Origin of the sequence: Streptomyces sp. NPDC127097 (assembly GCF_042724075.1) — a bacterium.
Taxonomy (GTDB): domain Bacteria; phylum Actinomycetota; class Actinomycetes; order Streptomycetales; family Streptomycetaceae; genus Streptomyces.
On record NZ_JBHXFI010000041.1, the window covers coordinates 1 to 22,511 of the forward strand.

At 72.1% G+C, this 22,511-nt stretch carries 20 protein-coding genes; 6 read left to right on the forward strand and 14 right to left on the reverse strand.

Annotated features, from left to right (window positions below; translation table 11 throughout):
* Positions 1-214 precede the first annotated feature (214 nt).
* Positions 215-940 (reverse strand): SDR family oxidoreductase, encoded by a 726-nt coding sequence (locus tag ACFWJW_RS26445; protein ID WP_387246069.1) that lies wholly within the window; start codon positions 938-940, stop codon positions 215-217.
* A 102-nt stretch (positions 941-1,042) separates the two neighbouring features.
* Between ACFWJW_RS26445 and ACFWJW_RS26450 the strand changes: the two genes are divergently transcribed.
* Positions 1,043-1,909: a LysR family transcriptional regulator gene (locus ACFWJW_RS26450; RefSeq protein WP_387246071.1), complete on the forward strand. Its 867-nt coding sequence runs from the start codon at positions 1,043-1,045 to the stop codon at positions 1,907-1,909.
* 72 nt (positions 1,910-1,981) lie between these two features.
* The gene (locus tag ACFWJW_RS26455; protein WP_387246073.1) at positions 1,982-2,710 is read left to right on the forward strand and encodes an FG-GAP repeat domain-containing protein; all 729 of its coding nucleotides are present in this window, start codon (positions 1,982-1,984) and stop codon (positions 2,708-2,710) included.
* A 120-nt stretch (positions 2,711-2,830) separates the two neighbouring features.
* On the opposite strand, the gene ACFWJW_RS26460 is transcribed toward ACFWJW_RS26455, so the two are convergent.
* Positions 2,831-3,478, reverse strand: coding sequence for a TetR/AcrR family transcriptional regulator (locus ACFWJW_RS26460; RefSeq protein ID WP_387246075.1), 648 nt, complete (start codon positions 3,476-3,478; stop codon positions 2,831-2,833).
* Positions 3,479-3,624: 146 nt separating this feature from the next.
* Between ACFWJW_RS26460 and ACFWJW_RS26465 the strand changes: the two genes are divergently transcribed.
* From ACFWJW_RS26465 to ACFWJW_RS26475, 3 genes are all read left to right on the forward strand, one after another.
* Complete coding sequence (locus ACFWJW_RS26465) at positions 3,625-4,254, forward strand: MSMEG_1061 family FMN-dependent PPOX-type flavoprotein (RefSeq protein WP_387246077.1); 630 nt, start codon at positions 3,625-3,627, stop codon at positions 4,252-4,254.
* Between the two features lie 80 nt (positions 4,255-4,334).
* Complete coding sequence (locus tag ACFWJW_RS26470; protein ID WP_387246078.1) at positions 4,335-5,243, forward strand: PDR/VanB family oxidoreductase; 909 nt, start codon at positions 4,335-4,337, stop codon at positions 5,241-5,243.
* Between the two features lie 221 nt (positions 5,244-5,464).
* Positions 5,465-6,658, forward strand: coding sequence for an acyltransferase family protein (locus ACFWJW_RS26475; protein ID WP_387246080.1), 1,194 nt, complete (start codon positions 5,465-5,467; stop codon positions 6,656-6,658).
* Positions 6,659-6,826: 168 nt separating this feature from the next.
* Here the strand turns inward: ACFWJW_RS26475 and ACFWJW_RS26480 are convergent, their stop codons facing one another.
* Genes ACFWJW_RS26480 through ACFWJW_RS26510 form a run of 7 tightly spaced genes read right to left on the reverse strand, consistent with a single transcriptional unit; the run spans position 6,827 to position 14,415 of the window.
* A complete protein-coding gene (locus tag ACFWJW_RS26480) occupies positions 6,827-8,212 on the reverse strand; it encodes an NADase-type glycan-binding domain-containing protein (RefSeq protein ID WP_387246082.1) in 1,386 nt (461 codons plus the stop codon).
* A gap of 2 nt (positions 8,213-8,214) precedes the next feature.
* Positions 8,215-8,772: a phage tail protein gene (locus tag ACFWJW_RS26485; protein WP_387246084.1), complete on the reverse strand. Its 558-nt coding sequence runs from the start codon at positions 8,770-8,772 to the stop codon at positions 8,215-8,217.
* Positions 8,769-10,778 (reverse strand): putative baseplate assembly protein, encoded by a 2,010-nt coding sequence (locus tag ACFWJW_RS26490; protein WP_387246086.1) that lies wholly within the window; start codon positions 10,776-10,778, stop codon positions 8,769-8,771. The genes ACFWJW_RS26485 and ACFWJW_RS26490 overlap by 4 nt, the downstream gene beginning before the upstream one ends.
* Positions 10,778-11,200, reverse strand: coding sequence for a GPW/gp25 family protein (locus ACFWJW_RS26495; RefSeq protein WP_387246088.1), 423 nt, complete (start codon positions 11,198-11,200; stop codon positions 10,778-10,780). The genes ACFWJW_RS26490 and ACFWJW_RS26495 overlap by 1 nt, the downstream gene beginning before the upstream one ends.
* A 57-nt stretch (positions 11,201-11,257) precedes the next feature.
* Complete coding sequence (locus tag ACFWJW_RS26500; RefSeq protein WP_387246090.1) at positions 11,258-13,177, reverse strand: VgrG-related protein; 1,920 nt, start codon at positions 13,175-13,177, stop codon at positions 11,258-11,260.
* A 16-nt stretch (positions 13,178-13,193) separates the two neighbouring features.
* Positions 13,194-13,976 carry a LysM peptidoglycan-binding domain-containing protein gene (locus ACFWJW_RS26505; RefSeq protein ID WP_387246092.1) on the reverse strand — a complete coding sequence of 261 codons (783 nt, stop codon included), beginning with the start codon at positions 13,974-13,976 and terminating at the stop codon, positions 13,194-13,196.
* Between the two features lies 1 nt (position 13,977).
* Complete coding sequence (locus tag ACFWJW_RS26510; RefSeq protein ID WP_327227577.1) at positions 13,978-14,415, reverse strand: phage tail protein; 438 nt, start codon at positions 14,413-14,415, stop codon at positions 13,978-13,980.
* A gap of 2,542 nt (positions 14,416-16,957) precedes the next feature.
* Here ACFWJW_RS26510 and ACFWJW_RS26515 point away from each other — a divergent pair.
* Positions 16,958-17,164 (forward strand): hypothetical protein, encoded by a 207-nt coding sequence (locus tag ACFWJW_RS26515; protein WP_387246095.1) that lies wholly within the window; start codon positions 16,958-16,960, stop codon positions 17,162-17,164.
* An 833-nt stretch (positions 17,165-17,997) separates the two neighbouring features.
* Here ACFWJW_RS26515 and ACFWJW_RS26520 read toward each other — a convergent pair.
* The 5 genes from ACFWJW_RS26520 to ACFWJW_RS26540 form a co-directional block, all read right to left on the reverse strand.
* Positions 17,998-18,156, reverse strand: coding sequence for a DUF6760 family protein (locus ACFWJW_RS26520; RefSeq protein ID WP_085927347.1), 159 nt, complete (start codon positions 18,154-18,156; stop codon positions 17,998-18,000).
* Entirely contained in the window at positions 18,153-18,566 is a 414-nt protein-coding gene (locus ACFWJW_RS26525; RefSeq protein WP_362923096.1) for a hypothetical protein, read from the reverse strand. Before ACFWJW_RS26525 ends, ACFWJW_RS26520 begins: the two co-directional genes overlap by 4 nt.
* Positions 18,566-19,009: a phage tail protein gene (locus ACFWJW_RS26530; protein ID WP_018087540.1), complete on the reverse strand. Its 444-nt coding sequence runs from the start codon at positions 19,007-19,009 to the stop codon at positions 18,566-18,568. The genes ACFWJW_RS26525 and ACFWJW_RS26530 overlap by 1 nt, the downstream gene beginning before the upstream one ends.
* Positions 19,010-19,097: 88 nt before the next feature.
* Positions 19,098-20,675 (reverse strand): phage tail sheath family protein, encoded by a 1,578-nt coding sequence (locus ACFWJW_RS26535; protein WP_387246098.1) that lies wholly within the window; start codon positions 20,673-20,675, stop codon positions 19,098-19,100.
* Positions 20,676-20,779: 104 nt separating this feature from the next.
* On the reverse strand, positions 20,780-22,504 hold the full coding sequence (locus tag ACFWJW_RS26540; RefSeq protein ID WP_387246100.1) for a DUF4157 domain-containing protein: 1,725 nt from the start codon (positions 22,502-22,504) through the stop codon (positions 20,780-20,782).
* Positions 22,505-22,511: the final 7 nt, after the last annotated feature.

A 22,511-nucleotide genomic window follows, 5' to 3' on the forward strand; every position in this document is an offset into this window, starting at 1 on the left:
CCTAAACCCACCCCCCCCCCCCCCCTCAGACCTCCCGGGCAAAAACCCCGCTGGGGGGGCCCCCCGGGGGGGGGGCCGCCGGGTCGGCGGTACCGCCACACCGCCCCCCACCGCTGTCGTCACTAAGGTCCGCAGGCCCAACCCCTGACGTTCGATGGTGTGTTGACGTTGATATCAGGCACCGGCATGCGGGTCACCAGGGCACCCCTCCCGCTCACCAGGGCACCTCTCCCTCGTCGTCGAAGAAGCTGCCGGTCGGGCCGTCGTCGGGCAGGGTCGCGAGTCGCAGCGCGATCGCCGCGCCCTGTTCCGGGGTGCGGAAGCCGCGGAAGCCGTTGAGGTCGGTCGCGCAGTAGCCGGGGCAGGCGGCGTTGATCAGGATGTTCGTGTCGCCGAGTTCCTTGGCGTACTGGACGGTGACGGCGTTGAGGAAGGTCTTCGACGGTGCGTACGCGCCCGAGATCGGGCCGGTGTCGGTGCCGGGAGTGGTCTGCCGGGTGAGGGAGCCGACGCCGCTGGACATGTTCACGATCCGTGGGGACGACGAGCGGCGCAGCAACGGCAGCATCGCGTTGGTGACGCGGATGACGCCGATCACGTTGGTCTCCACGGCCGCCCGCACCGTCGTCACATCGACCGTGGTGGGCAGCTGCGCCGGATCGCCGGTGATGCCGGCGTTGTTGACCAGCACGTCGAGTCGTCCGGCGCTCTCCTCGATCAGCCCGGCGGCGTCGGCCACGCTCGCGTCGTCGGTCACGTCGAGCGGTACGCCGAACGCGTCGACACCGCCCGCCCGCAGCTTCGCCACGGCGGTCTCGCGCCGCTCCGCGTCCCGGGCGCCGACCCCGATCCGCCAGCCCAAGGTGCCCAGACCGGCCGCGATCTCGTACCCAATTCCCTTGTTCGCGCCGGTCACCAGCGCGATGGTCTGTTCGCTCATACGGCGATCCTGTCCGGGCCTGGCGGCAACTGGCCAACACCGATCGGGTGGGCAGCGATACCGCGTGGGTATCGATCCAGGTGGCAGCAGTACCCTGACGGCGTGGAGACAAGAGAGCTGCGGTACTTCGTCGCCGTCGCCGAGGAGCTGCACTTCGGGCGGGCCGCGCAGCGGCTCGGGATCGCGCAGCCTCCGCTGTCGCGGGCGATCCACCAGCTCGAACGGCGGCTCGGAGCGGCGCTGCTGGAGCGCACCAGCCGCGCGGTCACCCTGACGGCGGCCGGGGCGGTGCTCCTGCGGGAGGCCAGGGCGGCGCTCGATGCGGTCGAGGCCGCCGAACGCCGCACCCGCCGCGCTGCGCTCGCCGCGACCGGCCGGCCCGGCGTGGTCCTGGCCACGAAGGCCGGCGCGTCCAGCGACCTGCTGGCGGAGCTTCTCGCCGTCTACGCCGCCGAACCCGATGCGGAAACCGTCGATCTGCTCCTGTGCGGCATCGGCGAACAGGAACGCATGCTGCGCGACGGCCGGGCCGACGTGGCTCTGCTGCATCTGCCGTTCGACGGAATTGCCGGCTTCGACACCGAAGAGCTCTGCACGGAGCGACAGGTGGTGATTCTGCCGGCCGGGCACCCCCTCGCCGGCCGGGCCCAGGTGCGGACGGCCGACGTCACCGGGCTGCCCGACCTGCCGTTGCCGCGCTGGCCCGGCCGCGACGGCACCTACCCGGACGGTCCCGGTCCGCAGGCCCGGGACCATGCGCAGTTGTTCCAGCTGATCGCGCTCGGCCGTACTTGCTGGATCGCACCGGAGTCGTGCCGGACCCAACTGCGCGAGGATCTCGCCGCCGTGCCCGTGCTGGACGCGCCGCCGGTCACGACAGTGATCGCCTGGCCGCCGCACAGCCGGTCCCGCGCCGTCGCGGGGCTCGTCCGGGCGGCGACCGCCCGTGCGCACGTCACGGTTGTGTAATACAGCGATCCGGGCATCAACGTGCCGGGCGCTGACGGCATCTCACCTCGCGGCAAACAAGAGGAGTTGAAGATGCTGCACAAGCGTTTACGTCTGATCGCCGTGCCGGTCGCGGCCGTCGCCCTGCCTCTGACCGTCGCCGGTTTCCCGGCCCATGCGGCCGGCGCGGCACCGTCCGGCAAGGCGGCCGCGACGACGGCCCCGTGCCTGGCCGATGCCACCACGCTGATCGGCGACCTCGACGGCGACGGGCGCCGGGACAAGATCAGCAACCCCAGCCTCACCGGTACCAAGATGACGGTCCAGTGGGGGACCGCGAACGGCTCCTTCGGCACCAAGCACGCCGTCAGCGCCCTTCTCGGCGCGAAGAAGGGGGAGGTCGCGACCGCCGCGGTCGCCGACTTCCAGCGGGACGGCAAACTGGACATGGTCGTCAACCTCGTCACGCCGGCCGACGGGGACGACCCCTCGACGGCGCGGGTCGCGGAGTACCGCCCCGGGCCGCTCAAGCGGTCGAATCTGAGCTCCGCCAAGGCCCGGCACTCCGACATCGGTGACCACGGTGAGGCGCAGCAGCTGCGGATCGCCCACTACGGCGGCGACGCGTACCCGGACCTCGCGATCCTCAACAACTCCGGTGACGGGGGGCTGGACCGGGATGTGCGCCTGACGAAGCCGGGCAGCGGTCCGATGAGCTATGACTACGAACTCCAGGTGAAGTACGGCGAGTTCGGGACCACGCCGGAGCCGCCGTCCATGCCCGCCGACGGCTGGAAGCACTTCTACAAGCCCTGCTCCTGACCGCGACTGGGCGCCGACGGTCCTCCGGATACCGGACCGCAGACGGCTGACCGCAGGCCGCGCTGAGCCGGACCGGCCGCTCTCCTCGATCACGAGGAGAGCGGCTCCTTCTTCACGCGCCTACGGGGCTGCGGTTCCCTGCCCCCGCGGTCCGCCCGTGAGGTAGCGGGTGACCATGGTGACCAGCTCGTTCTCCAAGCGGGCGGGGTCCAGAGGGTCGGGCGCCGCGATGAGTTGGTGGACGAGGAGTTCGACCGTGGAGACGACGAGCCGCGCGGCGACGTACAGGTCGTCGACCCGGCTCTCCGGATGGTTCTCGATCAGCTCGCGGACATGGGCGGTGCGCGACTGCTGGTAGCGGGACGTCTTCTCCAGCAACTCCGGGGAGCGGGGCGCCTGTTCCATCATGACGCGGAGGAGCTGCGGGTCGTCCAGGTGGTTCGCGATCGAGAGACGCACATAACCACGGATGACTTCTTCGAGAGGGCGGAGCGGCCCCTCGTCCGGTTGGCACGCGGTGGCGGCCATTCCCGCGTCCAGATGCCGGGTCAGCAGCTCCACCAGGATCGCGTCCTTGTTCGGGTAGTACTGGTACAGCGAGCCGATGGAGATCCGTGCCTGCTCGGCGATCCGGTTGGTGGTCCCGGCGGCATAGCCGTACTCCGCGAAAACGTGAGCAGCGGCCGCGAGAATCCGCTGCCGGGTGAGCTCGGCCCGAGCCTGACGGGGCTGTTTACGTGGCCGGAGTCCGCCGCGTCCCGACGTCATGGAACCTCCTTGACAGCGCTGCGAATGCGAGTAGCGCAAGACCTGAGCAATTGCTCACAATAGTGTCATGACCTGCGGCGAAGCGGTACGCCGTGCTCCGCTGCGCGGTCGCCCTGCCCGTCCTTGTGATCCGGAAAGGAGCCCCCGTGACGCAGACCGGCACACGCCCCCGGCGGGTCTCGCCCGCCGATGTCCGTGCCCGGCTCGGTGAGCCCGAGGAGATGATCAAAGCCAAGATCCTCGACCGTATAGATGAGCACTTCCACCGCTTCATCGCCCACTCCCCCTTCCTGACGATGGCCACGGCGGACGCGGCGGGCCGCGCCGACTGCTCGCCCCGCGGCGACTATCCGGGGTTCGTGAAGGTCCTGGACGCGCACACGCTCGCCATCCCCGACCGGCCCGGCAACAAGATCGCCGACTCCTTCCGCAACCTCGCCGAGAACGACGGGATAGGGCTGGTCTTCCTGATCCCCGGGCTGCCCGAGATGCTCCGCGTCAACGGCCGCGCCTACCCCACCGACGAACCCGACGTACTCGCCCGGATGCGGACCGAGGCACGCGAGCCGGAGCTCGCCCTCGTCGTGGAGGTCGCCGAGGTGTACTTCCACTGCGGGCGGGCGCTCCTCCGTTCCCGGCTCTGGGACCCCGCGAGTCAGGCCCTGGCCGACGAGATCCCGTCGCCCGGCGAGATGGTCACGGCTCAGGCCGGTCTCGACATCTCCCCGGCCGTCATCGACAGCGCCCTCGACGAGGCATACCGCAAGCTCTACTGACCCCGACGACCGGCCTGCCCCCACCATCCGGTCTGCCCCCACCACCCCGGCCTGCAACAGGACTTCCCCTAGGACGTGCCATGCAACAAACCGTCGTCGACCGCATCGACCCGGTCGCCGAAGACACCGTCGCCCTCCTCCTGCGCGCCACCACGGGGCCGCTCGCTCCCTGGGAGCCCGGAGCCCATATCGACCTGGCGCTGCCGAACTGGCTCACCCGGCAGTACTCGCTGTGCGGCGAGCCGGCCGACCGGGAGTCCTACCGCGTCGCCGTACGCCACGAACGCCTCAGCCGGGGCGGCTCGGAGTATGTCCACCGGTTCCTGCGCAGGGGCCGCACCCTTGAGGTGTCCCTCCCGCGCAACCACTTCCCGCTTGTCCCCGCGCCCGGCTACCTCTTCCTCGCGGGCGGCATCGGTATCACCGCCGTCCTGCCGATGCTGCGCGCGGCGGCCGGGGCAGGCGTCCCGGCCTCCCTCGTGTACGTGGGGCGGTCGGCCGCGACCATGCCGTTCGCCGAGGAACTGCGGGCCTCATACGGCGAGCGGGTCCGGATCGTCGCCACCGAGAAGCAGGGCAGGCCGGACCTCGCGGCCCTGTCAGCGGGGCTTGCCTCCGGTGCGCTGGTCTACTGCTGCGGACCCGCCTCGATGCTCGCCGCGGCGGAGGTCGCGTTTCCGGCCGAACGGCTGCGCGCGGAACGGTTCCGCCCGGTGCCCAGGACGTTCGGCCCCACAACGGAGTTCGAGGCGGTGTGCGCGCGGTCGGCGCGTACGGTCCGGGTGCCGGCCGACGAGACCCTGCTCGACGCCCTGGCACACGCCGGGCACCCGCTCCCGTCGGGATGCCGGGAGGGCGTCTGCGGAAGCTGCGAACTCACCGTCCTCGACGGCGAACCCGAGCACCGCGACGACATCGGTGCCCGTGCGGGCCGGATGTACGCCTGCGTCTCCCGCGCCCTGACCCCGCGCCTCGTCCTGGACCTCTGACGGGACGAGCACCGGAACGCCCGTTGGGGCACATGGTTGTGTGCGGACCGTGATGCCGAGGTCCGCCGGCGATACCGACTGAGTGCATCGCGACGCCGCACGGGCCGCTGCACAGCCGCGGGTGGTACCACGGGCGTACGACGTACTCACGGGTTCCTCGCAGCCTGCGAGCCTCTTCCGACACGGAGCGTTCCTGACCCGAGCGCTTGGGGGGTTGCACGATGGCCGAGCGCCGCTCGGGGCACCGGCTCGCCGCACTCGACGGGCTGCGGCTGCTGGCCGCGCTGATGGTGGTCTTCTACCACTACGTCGCCCTCGCCCGGCCGTGGGGCCGGGCCACGGACACGCTCTTCCCCGCCGCACACCAGGTGGCCCAGTACGGGTGGCTCGGGGTGGAGGTCTTCTTCCTGATCAGCGGCTTCGTCATCTGCCGGAGCGTGTGGGGCCGCACGGTGGGGGAGTTCGCCGTCTCCCGGGTCGCGCGGCTGTTCCCCGCCTATTGGGCCGGCATCCTGCTCACCGTGGTGGTCGTCAAGACCTGGCCGGAGGTCGCCGCACTGCGCGGCTGGGACACCGTGATCACCAACCTGACCATGCTCCAGGGCGGGAACGACACCCCCGACGTCGATCCGGTGTACTGGACGCTCTTCGTGGAGCTCAAGTTCTACCTGATCACGGCTGTGGTCATGCTGTTCGGCGTCACCTATCGCAACCTCCTGATCCTGTGCGGGGTGTGGACCGCGGCCGCCGCCCTCGCGCCGGTCCTGAAGACCCCCTTGATCACCGAGTTCGCGATGCCGCAGTACGCACCGTTCTTCATCGCGGGCATCGCCTTCTCCCTCATGTGCCGCCACCGGCCCAACGCGGTCCTGTGGGCGGTCGTGATCCTGCAACTGCTGCTCGCCCAGCGCTATATCGACGACCGGCTGGCCGTCAATCTCGGCGCGGCAGCCGCGGGCGCCCTGCCCACCTGGCCGGCCCGCCTCGTCATCGTGGCCGCCTTCGCCCTCATCGGCGCTATCGCGCTCGGCGCCTGCGACCGGATCCAGGGGAGGTGGCTCACCACCGCGGGAGCGCTCACCTACCCCCTCTACCTGATCCACCTCAATATCGGCATGACCCTCATCCATCACTTCCGGGGACGCGTCCCCGCCCCGGCCCTGGTGGCCGCGGTGACCGCGCTCATGGTGGCCCTCGCCTGGCTCATCCACCGCTTCGTCGAACGTCCCCTGGGAAGGTGGCTCCGCACCACCATGCGCCGGGGCATCGACGATGTCCGCCGGCATGTCCCACCGCACCGCAGGCCCGGCCGGCGTTCCACGCCGCATCCGCTCAGGGTGTCCGACACGGTGCAGAACGAGCGGACGAAGCCCCCCGCCCGCACCTACGAGTCGGCCAGGGTGCCACCCGGCTGACCCGGCCCGAGGGCCGGACCGAGCAGGATGCCGACCAGGTGGCGCGAGGATCGGCCGATCCGCTGTCGGTTGAGGCCCCGCCTGGTCGCCCGCTCGCCCGGCCGGCTGCTGCGGGGGCGCTGAGCACGCCCACCCGCAGCAGCCGAAGCCCTCAGGCCCGTCCCCGCCTCAGCTGTTCATCGACCGGCCGAAGAACTCCAGGGCGGCGATGGCTACTTGCTTGTCCTCCGCGACGCCGTATGCGGAGCGCAGCACCAGCCGTACGGTCGTCGCGTTCCGTACCGCCACATCGATTCTCTGCACCCCGCCGTCATTGATCCGGGCGTGCGAGAGGTGCCGCTTGCCCGCGGAGTCGGTCACGATCAGATCGAACTCGTGCGGACGGGCCGGGTCCGCGGCCTGCGGGGTGCGTGCGGAGGCGCCGGGCGTGATCAGGATGTTGAGCAGATCGGTGGGCTGGCCGAAGGCGGCCTCCACGTACTGGCCGCCCGAGTTGCCCGCATAGCCGGTGCCCCACCAGGTGTTGGAGTAGCCGTCGAAGGCGAGCTTCGCGTCGTGGCCGGGGCCGGAGTGCGACGCCTTCCAGGTGGTGGCGGGCACCGGGACGCGCTTGGCGAAGCGGTCCTGCACGGCCTGCGCGGCCGGCGGTCCGCCGATGATCCCGCCGACCACGACGCCCGCGATCACCGCCGCCACCACCGCCCGGGCGATCCACTTGGCGCGGCCGCGGTCCAGGCGCGGCCGCTGCCCGGCGTACGGGCCTTCGGCGGTCTCGCGGGTGGGCTCGACGAGGGGGATGGCGCAGCTCCGGCAGAAGTGCCGGCCCGGCGCGTTGAGCACTCCGCAGCTCCGGCACGGTGCGCCGTTCTCGGGCGGGGGAGCCGCTTCCGGAGTACGGACCCGGGGCCGGGCCGCGTCCGGACGGCCGGGCAGCACGCTGCCGGGCGCCTCGGGGGCCGGCGTGGCGGAGGCGCCCGGTACGGGGACGAGGAGGGCGCGGATTCCGGTTTCGGAGATGCCTTGTTCACCGGTGGGGTGGGGGGCGGCCGGGCCGGGCCGGCCTTCCCCGCTGTCGTGGCCGGCTTGCCCCGTCTGACCGGCGTGACCCGTCTGACCGGCCTGACCACCCCGGCTGTCCCCGCCGTCCGCGCCGGACCGGGACCCGCCCGTGTCTGCTTGGTGCGGGGCGGCGGACGGGAGCGGGGTGGTCGGTTCGCCGCTGGCGTCCGGCTTCGGGGCGGCGGCCGGGCCGGTGCCGCCGGTGTGCCCGGTGGCGGGCGCGGGTGCCGGAGCGGCAGCGGGGGGTGTCGTGGGAGGCGTGGTGCCGGCGGGCCGGCCGGTGGGGGCCGGGGTGCCCGTGCCGTCGGCGGCGGCCGGGACGTTCGGGGCGGGGGTTCCGGGCGCCGGAGGGGCCGCGGCGGCCGGATGCCCCCGGTCCGCCGTGGACGCCGGCCGGTCCCAGCGCAGGAAGGCTCCGCAGGAGTCGCAGAAGGACTGGTCCGTCTGGGGTGCGGGGGAGCCGCAGTCGGGGCAGGTGGTGTGGTCGCTGGGCATGGTCAGGTTCCTTCAGGGGTGGGCAGGTGGGTCACCTCGGCCGCGAAGGGGAGGTGTGCGGGACAGGCCGCTGCGACGACGGCGTGCAGACGGTGCGGGTCGACGGCGGCGGGGTCGCGGACCCGCAGGGTCACCCGCAGGCCGGGGTGCGGCGAGCCCGGGAAGGCACCGAGAGGCCGTGCGGACCAGGTCGCGCCGCCGCTCTCGATGATCTCCGGGCGTACTCCGAAGGCCAGCTGGACGGCGTCCGACAGGCCGCGCCGGGTGCCGCGTACCCGGTGCAGCGAGACGGCCGTGGCCACCGCGCGGCGGCGGGTGGCCAGCGGTTCCGTCCCGTCGAGTTCGGTGCCGACCCAGGTGGTCAGCCAGTCGACGAAGTCCTCGGGGGCGAGCGCGGGCGTGAAGTAGCTCTCCAGGCAGTCCAGGACGTTGAAGAGGGGGGCGAGGACGACATCGAGGCCCTCGACGAAGCGCTGGGCGAAGTCGTCGTCGGCGTAGACGGCGGGGAGTTGCCCGCCCAGTGGATGCGGGGACGTCATCCCCGCCGTGGTGCCCCTCATCGGGCCTCGATCACGCGGACGCGGTGGTCGAAGGGGAACAGGAGAGCGGAGCGGGCGAGTTCGATGCGGTCGGTGGCGTCGCCGCGGCGGCCGGTGAGCGGGTCGGCGGGGTGCAGCAGGACCTCGTCGACGAGTTCCACACCCGGGACGCGCTGAAGGGCCGCGAAGATCTCCCCGGAGCGCAGCGGGCGGCCGAAGGGCCAGCCGTCGCCGTGGGCGCCGCCGGTCAGCGGGTCGAGATAGGCGTAGAGCGCGTCCAGGGCCTCGGCGCGTACGCGGTCGGCCCGCGCCGCCCGGAAGGAGTGCAGCGTGGCGACGACCGTGACGCCTTGGTAGAAGGGCGGGCCGACCGCGAGGCGGGTGCCCACCGGGCGGCGCTCGTCGAGGAACTGGGTGACCCGGCCCAGGAGTTCCTTCCCCGGCACCAGCTGCTCGAAGCGGAGCCGGCCGCCGCGGTCGGGGACGGCCTGCGGGACGACCAGGACCCGGACGGCGTTCTCGCCGGTCCGGCCCGTCTGGCCGGCCTCGGGAGCCTGCGCGCTCGCGGCGGCCGTCGTGGGCTCGGCCGGATCGACCGCGAGACAGGCGATCCGGGCGGCCTCGGGGGCCGCCCGCCGGGCCAGTTCCTCGTAGTCGCGGGCCGTCACGGCCCGCTCCTGCGCGCGCAGCGTGATCGGCGCGCGGACCTTCGCCTCCTGCACCGTCTCGCCGTCGACCCCGCCGCGCGCCGCCTCCCGGTTCTCCACCCGCGCCACGTACGGGATGGAGCTGCGCAGCGCCTGGATCGCACCGCGCGCCACATTGCCGGTCCGGCCGCCGCCGGTGCGGTAGGACGGGACCCGGATCACCGAGCCCTTGGCAGGTACGGCCCCGAACTGCCGTATGGAACCGTCCGGTTCGCGTACCGAAGGGCCGAAGGCGATCTCGCCGGTGGCCTCCTCCAGCGTGATGTGCCGGTCGTGCGGGCCGGAGGCCGCGAAGTCGGACACGACCTGCCACTCCTGCCAGCCGTCACCGTCCGAGACCTCCAGCCGCAGCGGCGGGCGGTCGGCGACGACGGGGGCGTGGACCAGGCGCATCCGCTGGCCGGGCACGCCCGTGGACTCGCCGAGCAGCTCGTCCTGCACCACGACGGCGTGCGCCGCCGTCGTCGTGCCCCCGATGGTGAACGCGGAGGCGGACCGTACGGTCGGTGAGGCGCTGTAGAACGGCTGGCCGGGCGCGGCTTCGACGACCCGGCAGCGCAGCCACGCGGCATCCGTCCGGCCGACGCGGGTACCGGTGTGCCCGGCGGGGATGAGCAGGACGACCTCGCCGGGCCGGTTGAGGCCGCCGGTGGAGTCCTCCGCGACCTCGCACTCCGTCCATCCGTCGGCCGTCCATGCCTCCCAGAGCAGCGGCGGCTGACGCGGGTCGACGCCGACCCCGTCCACCCGGCTGTCCAGCTGCAATACGGCCGCGCAGCGCGGCACCGCCGCCGACAGCCCGAACAGGAGGGTGTCGCCCGGCTGCGGGGCCGCCGAGAAGACGGACACATCGTTGCCGCCGAAGATGTCCTGGCCACAGTCCTCGGGGGTGGTCCCGACCTCCTGCCGCAGTACGGCGGCCAGTTCGCAGGGCACGACGGTCAGATCGTCCTCGGTGGCGAAGACCACCGCCTCCTCGGTCTCGGTCCGGCCGGTGGCCACCTCCGTCCCCGCGGGCAGCACGACCGGCTCGGGCTGCGGGGCGGAGAGCCAGAAGGTGACATCGGCGCGGGCGGCGGAGGGCGGGAAGAGGGTGACGCCCAGCAGGTCGAGAAAGGCCAGATGGTTCTTCTCCGGCACCCGGTTGAGCCGGTAGACGATCTGGTCGGCCATGTGCGCGACGGCCTCGATGAGGGTCACGCCCGGGTCCGAGACATTGTGGTCGGTCCACTCGGGGCAGCGCTGCTGGATATAGCGCTTGGCGTCGTCGACGAACTGCTGAAAGCGGCGGTCGTCGAGATGGGGTGCGGGCAGGGCCATCAGGCTTCGCTTTCGGTGGACGGTGACTCCGTGGACGGGATCACGTAGAAGGGGAAGACGAGGCTGCGCGGATTGTTGGTGCCGCGCACGCTGTAGCGCACATCGATGAACAGCACGGACGGCTCGTCGGGCGCCGGGGTCACCTCGACGTCCTGGACCTCGATGCGCGGCTCCCAGCGGTCGAGCGAGTACCGCACCTCGTAGCGGATACGGCCGGCCGTCGCCTCGTTGACCGGCGCGAAGACCATGTCGTGCACGGCACAGCCGAATTCCGGCCGCATCGGCCGCTCGCCGGGCGCGGTGGCCAGGACGAGCCGGATGGACTCCTCGATCTCCCGCTCCCGGCGGGCCAGTGCGATCCCGCCGCCCGCGTCGGTGCGCAGCGGGAAGGTCCAGCCCGCACCGACGAACTGTTCACTCATGTCCGGTGCCCCCCTTGAGACGCATGTCCCTCAACTTCCTCCCACTTCCTCAAGCCCCTAGAACGGGATGCCGTTGCGCAGGACGGCCGGTGCGTTCAGCGTGACCGTGGCCGGCGAGTTGATGGCCGCCGCGGCACCCGCGTTGACGGCCACCGCGCCGACCGCGCTGACGGAGACCGCGCCGACCGAGTTGACGGCCACCGCGCCGGCCGACTTGAGGCTGATGGCGCCGGTCGCGTTGATGTCCGCCACGGCGCCCGCCGCGACACCGAACTTCGCGCCCGCCTTGATGTCGACCGCCCCGCCGGCGCTCATCGTCAGCGAGCCGCCCGCGATCAGCGACAGGTTGCCGCCCGCCTTGATGCTCACGTTCCGGGTCCCGGTGATGGAGACGGAACCGTCGCTGCGGATGGTGACCTGGGTGCGCGTCTCGTCCATGTGGACGGTGAGCCTGCCGTTGCCGGTCTGGAGCCGGATGCCGCTCTTCATCCGGGACTTGGCGTCGACGAGCTCCACGGTGTGACCGCTGCGCGAGGCGAGGGAGCGCCAGTTGATCCGGCCGCTGGTCGGATCCACCGGCTGGAGCCCGTCCGTGTTGGGCGTCGGCTTGTCGCGGCCGTTGTACAGCCCGGCGAGGACGTACGGATGCTCCAGCGAGCCGCGGTCGAAGGCGCACAGCACCTCGTCGCCGACCTCCGGCAGGATCAGTCCGCCGCCCCGCACCCCGCCCAGCTGCGCGACCCGGCACCAGTCGCTCTCGTAGGTGTCCGACAGCCAGGGGAAGCGCAGCCTGACCCGGCCCAGCTTCAGCGGGTCCTTGGCATTGCTGACCAGCGCCATGGCCACGCCCGGCATGGGCGGCGCGGCGTCCGCACCGCCGGACGCGAGCCCGTACAGCGAACGGAACTGCCGCCCCGAGACGGTCAGCCAGGTGGTGAACTGCCGCCCGGACTCGAAGACATGGCGGACGCCGGTGGCCGTGTACTTCCCCTCGAAGGGGAAACCCGCGCCCTTCAGCGCGACGGGCTGCCCCGGCTTCAGCTTCGGATTCCCGGTGACCGCCACCTCCAGCTCCGCGAACGAGCCCGCCACATCGTCGGCGAGGGCACGCGCGGCATGGGTGACCTGGGCCTGGGTGGTGAACGGCGTGTCGGTCGCGGTCAGTTCGGCCTTCCCGAACGGCTTGCTGAGCGCCGAGGGGGCGATGTCCGCCACGATGTCCTTGCTCGTGGTGGCCGGGGACTGGGCGGACAGCGCACGCTTGGCCCGCATGTCCCAGCCGCGCGCGCCCGCCTTGTCGACCTGCCCGGCGGCGGTGACCGCGATCCGGCTGTGCAGCGCGTTGTGGCCGAACTCCAGGACGTACGGGCTCTGCGCGGCCGGTGTGCTGTCGGCGGGCGCGGACGCCGCCGGGGTGAGCTTGCCGAACTGGAGCTTGCCCTGCGGGTCGAAGGAGAGATGGACGTCGTTCTCCTGGGCGAGGCGGGTCAGGAAGTCCCAGTCGGTGATATTCGGCTGGGTGGCCAGCTCGTAGACGGTGCGGGTGGCCTCCACCTTGCCGAGGGAGAGCTTGTTGAGGCCGGCGATCCGGCGCACGATGTCGCTCGCGGTCATATTGGGGTAGCCCGCGACGCGGCGATTGCGCAGCAGCCGGTGCCCCGGGTCATAGCCCCGCACGACCAGGTACTTGCCGCTGGCGTCCGCGTCCACTTCGAGAGCGGTGACCTCGCCGGTGACCATGGGCGTGCCGCGCTGCCCGTCCGTGAAGGGCGACAGCACCGCCTTCGCGCCCACCTTGATCTGCGGGAACGTCTTGAGGATGTCCGACCCCGAGTCACTGAAGGTGAGCTCGAAGGCGGACGGCACATTGACGCTCGCATCCACCCAGCCCGCGATGAGCAGGGCGGCGAGCTTGTCGGGCAGCGGCGAGCCGCCGATCACGGCATGCAGGACGCTGGTGTACGTCTTCTCACTCATCGGATGCTCTCGCTGGTCATCGGGCGGTTTCGTGGGCAGGGGGACGGTGCGCCGAAGGGCTTCGGCTGCCGTCTTCGGGAGGGTCTTCGTCGGCGGCGGGCAGCAGCAGCTCGGTGCCCGGCCGCAGCCGCATCGGGTCGTCGATCTCGTTGGCCTCCGCGATCAGCCGCCAGCGGGTCGCGTCCCCGTACTCCCGCCAGGCAAGCGACGCGAGCGAGTCCCCGGCGACCGTGCGGTGGATACGGCGTGCGGACAGCGCGCCGGAGGTGGGGTTCTGCCCCTTGGTGGGCATGGCCACCTCGGTCAGGGACAGCGTGCAGGTGGCGCGGATCGGTTCGCCGGTCGGGTTGAAGAGGGTGTACGTGGCGCTGACGCTCGTCACATACGCCACGAACTGCACCGTGTTGAACGACCCCCACGAAAACCGCACCCAAGGCGGCGAAGGGCGCTTGGAGTTGACGCTCTGCGCCGTCACCTCGCAGCAGGACAGCAGCAGCTCGATCTGCTTCTGCACCTTCCCGGAATTCGGGGTGCCGGAGGCGTCCAGGAACACCTCCAGCTGGAGCGTGGCGGGCCGGGTGCCGGTGAACTTGGGCGGCGCGCCCCGCATATAGGCGACCGCTGCCTGGGTGTGCCACTCCGCCTCCCGCCCGAGCTGCAACTGGGTCGGATTGAACTGGAACTCCACCTCACCGATGCGCCCGCCGATGGAACCGCCGAGGTCGGTGGGCGGCTGATGGATCGCGAGGGCGGCCCGTACGAGGCTCGCGCCCGCCTTCCCGCCGGTCGGTGCGGCCACCTCAGGCACCTCCCGCGTCGGTGAACCCGTGGTGCGCGATCTCCAGCGTCTCGGTCGCCACCCCCGGGCTGGCCGGGTCCAGGCTCGGCCCCTGCCAGCGCACCGGAAGCACCTCCACCAGCCCCCACTGCGCGACGATCGAGCCGTCGGCGCGCAGCGCGGCGATCTGCGCGGTGGGCCGGCTGATGCCGGTGGCGAGCGACGAGATCCACGCGGCCACCCGCGAGGTGTCGGCGGTGAGCGGGCGGGTCAGCCGGATCGTGGAGAACGTCACGCGGGTGGGCAACTGCCAGACGAAGCCGTTGTTGCCGCCCTCCTGCCGCTGCTCCACCTCCACCTCGGAGGCCAGGCCGTCACAGCCGTTGAACAGGCCGAGGTCCTGGCCGTCGATGGTCAGCTTGAAGAAGACGGTGGAACCGGGGTCCTGGGCCTGAGGCATGGTCGGTGGTTCTTTCGGGTGAGGTGGCGGTGGTCGGGCTGGAGGGGGGTGGGGGTCGGGCCGGGGGTCGGCATGGGGGCTGGACGGGGGCGGGATTCGGGTCGGGACGGGGATGGGGCCGGGTGTGCGGGGTCAGCGGCCGTCGCGCAGTCGGCCGATGCGTTCGCGATCCCCGCGCAACTCGGCTCGGAGCAGCCGCGAGAGCGGCGTCACCAGCCGCCGGGCGAGGGCGTCGAGGGCGGCGGGGTCGGTGGGGGTGGTGGGTTCGGTGGAGGTGGTTGGGGTGCTTTTCGAGGTGGCTTCTGTGGGGGTGTTAGGGGTGTTGGGGGTGTTGGGGGTGTTGGGGGTGCGTTGGATGGGGCGGGAGGTTGTTGGCGAGGTGGGGCTGGGGGGTGTGGCTGGTGTGGCTGACCGTTGGCGTGTGGGTGGGGTGGGTGAGGTGAGCGGCTGGGGGGCCGGGGTGGGGGTCGGCGCCGGGGTTCCGGGAGCGGTGGGTGCGCGCTGCACTACGGGCATGGCGGGGGCGGCGGGGGCCGTGCGGACCGTGCGAGACGGAGTGAGTGAGGGGCTCGGGGGCCGTGCGGAGGCCGGGGCACCGGGGGCGGTGGGCGCGGGCTGCACCATGGGCATGCCGAGGGCGGCGGGCGCGGTGCGGACCGTGCGTGCGGGGCTCGGTGTCCGTGGGGGTGTCGGCGCGGATACCGGCTTCTGTAGGGCGACGGCTGGGACAGCTGCCGCTCGCCGGGACGCCGGTCCCGCTGCGCCGGCGGGGTTCTCCGGGCTCGCCGCGCTCGTCGCGGGGCGAAGGGGGATGGCGGGTGGGGCCTGCACGCTGGAGCGCTGCACCGGTGCCGGTCCGGCGGCCTCCGCCCCGTGGCCGGTGGCCCGTTGCCGGGCACCTGGATCCAGCGCACGCGCGGACGCGAGGGGCGCGCGACGGGCGATGGGAGGGCGGGGGGTGCTGGTTGTCAGTGGTTGGTTCGTCAGTGCTTGGTTCGTCGGTGCAGGGGAGTCCTGTGGGTGAGCTTGCGGCGTGCGGGGTTCGGGCGTGCGGGATTGCGGGGTACCGGAAGCCGGCGGGTGGGATTCCCGTGGGTGGGGCTGTGGCTTACGGGATTCCGGAGCATGGCGCTCTGGCGTACGGCTTTCCGGAGTGTGCGTGGTCGGCAACGGGACTACGGGGGTGGGGCGTTCGGGGCCCCTTGCGGAGCGCTGCAATGGGGTCGGGGTCGGGGTCGGGGCCGGGGTCGGGGACGGGGTCGGGGTTGATCCCGGGGTGAGGATCGGTGTTTGGGACGAGGTCGGCGTCGGGATTGTTGATTGGGCCGGCGGCGCTTGGGGTGCCGGTGTCGGTGTCCGTGTCGGCGTAGGCGTCGGTGCAGCGCCCTCGCGACGGACCGCGGTGGACTCCGTAGGTGCGCCGATCAGTGGCTTTCGCTGGATCGCGGGTGGCGAGGGCTGCCCGCGGTCCGGCGTGTGACCGTCATCGGCCGATGGCTGGGCCGGCCGGGCGTCGGCCGCAACGTCCTTGGCCGGGGTGTCGGTCTCCGCGCTCGGGAGCAGCGGAGCGCCAAGTCCCAGGCGCTGGCGGCCTGTTGCCGCGGACTTCCGCGCGGGCCGCTGGGCGGCTTGCTCCACGGCTCGCTGGACCGGCTGGCGCGTTCGGTCGCCGTCGCCCGCGGCCGGGCTCGCCGCCGGGTTCGCGGCCGGGCGCGCGGCGGGGTTCGGCGCCGCGCTCGGTGCTGCGTGATCACTGGCGCCGGCGTCCGCGTGCGGGGGCGTGCTCTTGGGCGAGGACGTACGCGAAACCGGTCGCGGGTTCGTGGCCGGGCTCGTGGCAGGGCTCGCGCCTGGTGCGGTGCCTGGAGCCGGCGGGGTCGCGTCCGTACTCGGCGCCGGGCCGGGACCCGGTACGGCGTCCGTGGCCGGGGCGGTCTTCGGCGCGCTGCTCCGGTTCGGGGCGATCGGCTTGCGTGGGCCGGCCGCCCGCCGCTGGACGACCCGGTGGGGGGTGTCAGGTCGTACAGCGGCGGGGGCCGGTGCCGCACCCTCGCTCGCCGGTTCGGCGGCAGCGGTGCGGGAGGGCGGAGAGACAGGGGGCGCCGCTTCCGGAGGCGTGGTGGCCGGCGGCGCTGCCTTTTCAGTGTGCTGGAAGGGCGTGTGGGTGGGGGAGGGGGCAGTGCCGCTGCTCCCCGCGTGCGACGAGGTGGCCGGCCGCAGCCGGCGCGGCGGCATCGCGACCTTGCCGGCCGAGGTGAGCGGGGACCGTGCGCCCACGGCCTTCCGTACGGGCCTGGCTACCGGCATGGCTGAGGGGAGGCCGGCAGACCTCGCCCCACGCGATGCGGAGCGAGCGGCCTCACCACCGCCTCCGGGCGCAGCCTCGTCACTGGGCACGGCCGTGGAACCGGGCGCGACTTCGGCACTGGGCGCGACCTCGGCACCCGGCGCGACCGTGCCACCCCTGCGCGCCCCGCCATCACCGCTGGACGACGGCTTGGCCACCGCCGACCTCTGCGCACTCCGCAGACCGCCCGACGGCATGGCAGTCGGAGCTACGGACGGCGTGGTGGACGGCGTGACGGCCGGGGAGTTGGACGGAGCGACGGACGGCCTGGCGGACGGCCCGCCCGCCGGGGCGACCGGAGCCGTGCCCGGCGATATGGCCGGCGCTGCGTTCGGCGCTGCGTTCGGCGCATCGTTCCGCGAGCTGTTCGCGGACGCGCTCTCGCCCCCCGAAGCCGGTTGACGAAGGGCGCGCGCGGCAGCCGTCGGTCTACGTTCCGCCCCCGGCGCCGCCGCCCGCTGTACGGCGGCCGGCCCCCGAGCCCCGGCGCGTGCTCCATCCCGGACTTCGGTACGCGACGCCCCCGGCGCCCCCGACGCCGCCACCCGCTGCACAGCGGCCTCACCCCGAGCCCCGGTCCGCGCCGAATCCCGGGCCTCGGTCCGCGCCGAATCCCGGGCCTCGGTCCGCGCCGAATCCCGGGCCCCGGCCCGCGCCGAATCCCGGGCCTCGGTCCGCGCCGAATCCCGGGCCTCGGTCCGCGCCGAATCCCGGCCCTCCGATCGTGCCGAACCCCGGCCCTCCGTACGCGCCGCAGTCGACGTCTCCGCCCGCGCCGCACCCCCGCCCGGAAGCCCGCCCTGCACCCCGAAACGCCCCCCGACGCCCAGCAGTCCAGCACCCTCGCTTCCGTCCGGCGCCTCATCTCCCCGCCCCGCGACCGGAAGTCGCAGGACCGGGAGCGCGAGGTCGGCGGGGCGGCCGGTGACCGGCATCAGGGCGTCGCGCAGCACGCCACCGGGGGCGGTGGCGTGGACGTCATGTCCCAGTTCCCCTCCGAAGGAGGGGTTGCGGTGCGCGCTCAGCGATGCGGCGAAGCCGGGTTCCGCGACCGGGCGCGGCGTGCCCAGGACCCGCTGGATGGGGGGCACGGCGGCCCAGCCGCCGGCGCCGCCGGCGTCCGCGTTCCCGGCAGTGGCTTCCGCAGCCGCCGCCCCGGCCTCAGGCCCTTGTGCAGGCTGCGCACCCTGGGCACCCTGCGACCTCCGCCGCCACCTGAACAACCCCATCCTCCGTCACTGCTTCCCTTCAGCCCGCTCCACCAGGGCGGCGATCTGTGACACGTACGCGCGCCGGTCGGCGTGTTCGAGGTCGAGGATGTCGTCGATGCCCCAGTGGAAGTGGTAGGCGAGATAGGCGACTTCCTCTTCGATACGCCCGGTCGCGTACGTCACGATTCCCCCAGGCGGCTCCCGGCCAGCTCCACTTCGAAGGGCTCCTCGCAGTGCGGGCAGGACACCGCGGCGCGGGTGTGCCCCTCCGCATTGATCTGCCGGTAGAAGTCCTGAAGAAAGGCCAGGTCGGAGGCGAACATGTTCTCCACCGTCCCGTCGTGCACGGATGCCAGCGTCCCGAGCCGGGTGATGACCCGGCCCAGCAGCACGACCGACAGATATGCCGGGTTCTCGCGCACCCGCACATCCCGCAGCGGGATCAGTTCGTCCCGTGCCGTCGCGAGCCGCATCGCACCGTTCCGGTGCACGGTCCCGGACTCGTCCACGAATCCGCGTGGCAGCTCGAACTCGAATTCCGTACGCAACGGCTCGCGTTGCTGTTGCGCCCCCGCCGGGCCTTCGCGCCGCATTACTCGATGACCAGCTCTTCGAAGACGATGGTGACCTGCTCGGTCAGCGCGGCGGCGTCGCCCGCCTTGACCCCGCTGGTCTCGACCTTGCTGCACCAGGCATTGCGCATGTTGTAACGCTTCACGGGGTTGTTCTGGTAGTCCATCATCATGATGGTGGCGTTCTTACGGGCCGAACCCATGTCGCCCGCGATGGACTTGTTGATCCACTCGCTGAACGCGCCGCTCTGCGTCATACCGCGGGTCACCGTGCATTCGCCGGCCTTCTTCGTGCCGGGCATCTTCTTCACGACGGGCTTGCCGTCCGCCGAGACCTGCTGGTATTCGATGACGTCCTGCTCCATGGTCAGTCCGCTGACCTCCTGAAGGTATTCGACCATCACGCCGTCGATCTGGAGGCCGAAGTTGTGTGAGGTGAGGGCATCACCGGGCTGAAGGGACAAGGTGGTTCACTCCTGTGGTGAGAAGAAAGTGGTGACGGGGAAAGGGGATGAGGAGGGGAGGGGCGCCGGGCCCGGATTCGGTGTGTGCTTACTCCTCCAGCTCCCCGCCGCCGCCCGAGAACTGGGCCAGCCGGAAGACCACGAATTCGGCGGGCTTGACCGGCGCGATGCCGATCTCGCACACGACCCGGCCCAGGTCGACGGACTCGACGGGGTTGGTCTCCGCGTCACACTTCACATAGAACGCGTCCTCGGGGCGCTGCCCGAACAGTGCGCCCGAGCGCCACTCATTCACCAGGAACGCCGAGATGTTGCGCCGGATACGGGCCCACAGTGCCGCGTCGTTCGGCTCGAACACCACCCACTGGGTGCCGATGAGAATCGACTCCTCCAGGTAGTTGAAGTAGCGCCGCACGTTCAGGTAGCGCCAGGCCGGGTCGGAGGCCATGGTCCGCGCGCCCCAGACCCGGATGCCGCGGCCGGGGAAGGCCCGGATGCAGTTCACGCCGACCGGGTTGAGCAGATCCTGCTCGCCGCGGGTGATTTGGAGCTCCAGGTCGACGGCGCCGCGGACGATCTCGTTGGCCGGGGCCTTGTGGACGCCGCGCTCGGAGTCGTTACGGGCCCACACACCGGCCATGTGGCCCGACGGCGGGATGGTGCGGGTCTGGCCGGTGGCCGGGTCGAACGCCTTGATCCACGGGTAGTAGAGCGCGGCGTAGCGGGAGTCGTAGCCCGCGATCTCCTGGCGCCACTTACGGATGTCGCGGGCGTTGAGGGCCGGCGGCGGGTCCAGGACCGCCATCCGGTCACCCATCAGCTCGCAGTGGGCGATCAGGCCCAGCTGGACGGCCTTGACCTGCTCCAGGTCGATCAGGCCCTGCTGGTAGGCGGCCATCAGGTCGGGCACGGCCACCATGTTGACCTCGTCGAGCGCCTCCAGGCCGCCGAAGCCGGTGCGGTCGGCGGAGTCGCCGATGAACTGGCCGGAGGCGAGCCGCTCGACCGTGCCGTTCCCGGCGGGCGCCGCGGGCGCGGCGGTGGGCGGAGCCAGCGTGACCTGCTGCGCGTCCGGCTTCGTCAGCTGCGCGGCCGGGGCGGCCTCCTCGATGACGATCGTCTTGGAACGCTGCTTCACCTGCGTGACGACATAGTTCCGCGAGCTCTTCTTCGCGCTGACGTCGAAGCTCTCGACGACCTTGTCGCCGTCCTTGACGTTCAGCTTGAACCGGTCGGCGCCGCCCTCGCCCTCGACGTCCTGCACCTCGACGGTGAGCGCCCCGCCGTTGGCGGAACCGGCCGCGATCGCCGAGACCTTGAAGGCCCCGAGCGCGCTCGGCTCACCGGCGGTCAGCGCCCTGGGCGCCTCCGGGGCCGCGGCGGCCTGCTGCGCTCCGTCGTCGGACCCGCCGACCCGTACGACATAGGCCGCCGTGCCGCCGTTGTTGAAGAAACCGTAGACGGAGTGCGCGAGGTAGTACCCGTCCGTGAACTCCCCGAAGGCGGCCACGTACTGGGACCAGTTCGTCACCAGGGTCGGCTCATTGAGCGGACCGGTGGGAGCGAGGCCGACAAAGGCCGCCACCGATGTCCCGACCCCTTCAATGGGCCGCGATCCGCTGGCGACTTCCTCGACGTAGACGCCGGGGGACAGGTAGGTGGGCATCTTCTGTTACTCCCTGGATAGGCGAACCGGCCGGTTCGATTGCTTCTCGTGCGGTGTGCTGACGTGCGGTGTGCTGACGATGAAAGGAAGTGCGGGCGATGAGGTCAGGGCATCGCGTACTCGAAGGTGGCGGTGAAGGAGCTCATCGAAGTGGCGGCGATCTTGTCGCACCCCTTGTAGAACTCTTCCGCGTCGTTCGGGTCGAAGTCGTTGGCGGAGACCAGCTGAGCGAGTGCCTGGTATTCGTTGATCGCCCGCTTCTTGAAGTCCCCGTCGTCCTGGTCCACGTCCGTATCGCGGTGGAATTGCGAGTCCTTGGAGCCGCCGGTGGCGGAGTTCCCCTTGGCCTTGGCGAAGATGGCGTACCGGTTGAGGGCCTCGTGCAGCGTTCCGGCCTCGCCGGTGACGACCTGGTTGAAGGCGGCGATCGCCACGGTCGGGTTGGCGGCGGCCCGGCGGAATTCGGCGCCCTGGATGATGGCGACCACCTTGGTGCAGTATTTGCGGCCGTCCTCGCTCATACCGTCGAAGTCATATCCCGGCTCGGTCAGGGCCCGGATGAAATGCTTGGCGAGTTCCTTGTCGGACAGCCCACTGCTGTTCGCGGCGCGTGCGAAGAGCGCGTCGTACTCGCCTTCCTGGGGGCCGCCCAGGACGAAGTTTCCGGTATGGCCGATGGAGTAGGCGTTTCCGGTCGGCTTGTGCTTGAACGGGTTCACCATCTTCTGGCGGTCGCGGAACCCGTCGAGGTCCTGTTCCGTCCCGCGCAGCGACAGCCGTCGGCGGACCTCGGCGAGGCGGTGGATCTGCTCGGTCTCGGAGATCTTCGCCCCTGTGTGCTCCGGATTCGACGCACCGGTCTTGATGGCGGTGGGGACCACCGGAGCAAGGTGGGCCGCCGCTGCCGCGCGGACCCGCTTCTCGGCGAAGTCCAGGAGATCCTCGTACGAGCCGTACCGCCCGAAATCCTGCTCCTCGCCCGCCATCTTGACGAGCTCGTTCCGGACCTTGGTTTTGAAGTCGTCGTCCCAGCGGGCATGGCGCGCCTTGCCCTTGGCGATCAGCGATTCGACGGGAAGGACGTCGTCAGCGGTCTGGACGGTCTTGTTCGCGATTTTGAACGTCCGCTGCACGGGAGGACGCCCGCCCGCGGTGCCGTGGCCCGGGGCGGGCGCGGGGTCGGCCGTCCGCTGCACCTCTGCCGACAGCACCCGGCTCGCGGTGGCCTCCGCCTCCCGCTCGAACCGGTCGGACGGGTCGCTCACCTTCGTCCCGTCGCCGCGGTCGGTGCCCGCGACCGGGCCGTTGCGCTGCTGGATGACGTGGGTCAGTTCGTGCGCCAGCATGTGGCGGCCCGACGCGGAGGAGGTGTCGTAGCGGCCGCGCTGGAAGACGATGTGCGAACCGGAGGTGTACGCATGGGCCTGGACGGCCTCGGCCGACTCATGGGCGGAGGCGTCGGTGTGCACCCGCACGTCGGAGAAGTCCGCGCCCAGGCGGGTCTCCATGTCGGCACGGACCGGCTCGTCGAGGGGTCGGCCCGGTGCGCGCAGGACATCGTGAACGGCCGAGCGCTGCACGGTCGGGGGCGCGTTGTGTCCGCAGCCGGGGCCGTGCCGGTGCTGCTCCTGGCCTGCCAGAGCGGCCGAGAACGCCGCGTTGCCCACGGCCCGTTGGAGGGCGGCGGCCGCCTCCGGGGTGAGCCGCTCCGCCTCGCCGGCCGCCGTCTGGCGGGCCGCGTCGGAAGCCGGGGAGGGCGTTGTACGGGCGGGCTGCGCCGCCCCCGGGCGTGTGTTCCCCGGGCCCGGCTGCCGATCCTGTGCCCGCACGTCGTTC

Excerpts from the sequence above, each read along its gene's own strand:
- ACFWJW_RS26445 (WP_387246069.1), bottom strand. The coding sequence starts at position 940 with ATGAGCGAACAGACCATCGCGCTGGTGACCGGCGCGAACAAGGGAATT.
- ACFWJW_RS26455 (WP_387246073.1), top strand. The coding sequence starts at position 1,982 with ATGCTGCACAAGCGTTTACGTCTGATCGCCGTGCCGGTCGCGGCCGTC.
- ACFWJW_RS26460 (WP_387246075.1), bottom strand. The coding sequence starts at position 3,478 with ATGACGTCGGGACGCGGCGGACTCCGGCCACGTAAACAGCCCCGTCAG.
- ACFWJW_RS26470 (WP_387246078.1), top strand. The coding sequence starts at position 4,335 with ATGCAACAAACCGTCGTCGACCGCATCGACCCGGTCGCCGAAGACACC.
- ACFWJW_RS26475 (WP_387246080.1), top strand. The coding sequence starts at position 5,465 with ATGGCCGAGCGCCGCTCGGGGCACCGGCTCGCCGCACTCGACGGGCTG.
- ACFWJW_RS26480 (WP_387246082.1), bottom strand. The coding sequence starts at position 8,212 with ATGCCCAGCGACCACACCACCTGCCCCGACTGCGGCTCCCCCGCACCC.
- ACFWJW_RS26485 (WP_387246084.1), bottom strand. The coding sequence starts at position 8,772 with ATGAGGGGCACCACGGCGGGGATGACGTCCCCGCATCCACTGGGCGGG.
- ACFWJW_RS26490 (WP_387246086.1), bottom strand. The coding sequence starts at position 10,778 with ATGGCCCTGCCCGCACCCCATCTCGACGACCGCCGCTTTCAGCAGTTC.
- ACFWJW_RS26495 (WP_387246088.1), bottom strand. The coding sequence starts at position 11,200 with ATGAGTGAACAGTTCGTCGGTGCGGGCTGGACCTTCCCGCTGCGCACC.
- ACFWJW_RS26500 (WP_387246090.1), bottom strand. The coding sequence starts at position 13,177 with ATGAGTGAGAAGACGTACACCAGCGTCCTGCATGCCGTGATCGGCGGC.
- ACFWJW_RS26510 (WP_327227577.1), bottom strand. The coding sequence starts at position 14,415 with ATGCCTCAGGCCCAGGACCCCGGTTCCACCGTCTTCTTCAAGCTGACC.
- ACFWJW_RS26515 (WP_387246095.1), top strand. The coding sequence starts at position 16,958 with ATGGCAGTCGGAGCTACGGACGGCGTGGTGGACGGCGTGACGGCCGGG.
- ACFWJW_RS26525 (WP_362923096.1), bottom strand. The coding sequence starts at position 18,566 with ATGCGGCGCGAAGGCCCGGCGGGGGCGCAACAGCAACGCGAGCCGTTG.
- ACFWJW_RS26535 (WP_387246098.1), bottom strand. The coding sequence starts at position 20,675 with ATGCCCACCTACCTGTCCCCCGGCGTCTACGTCGAGGAAGTCGCCAGC.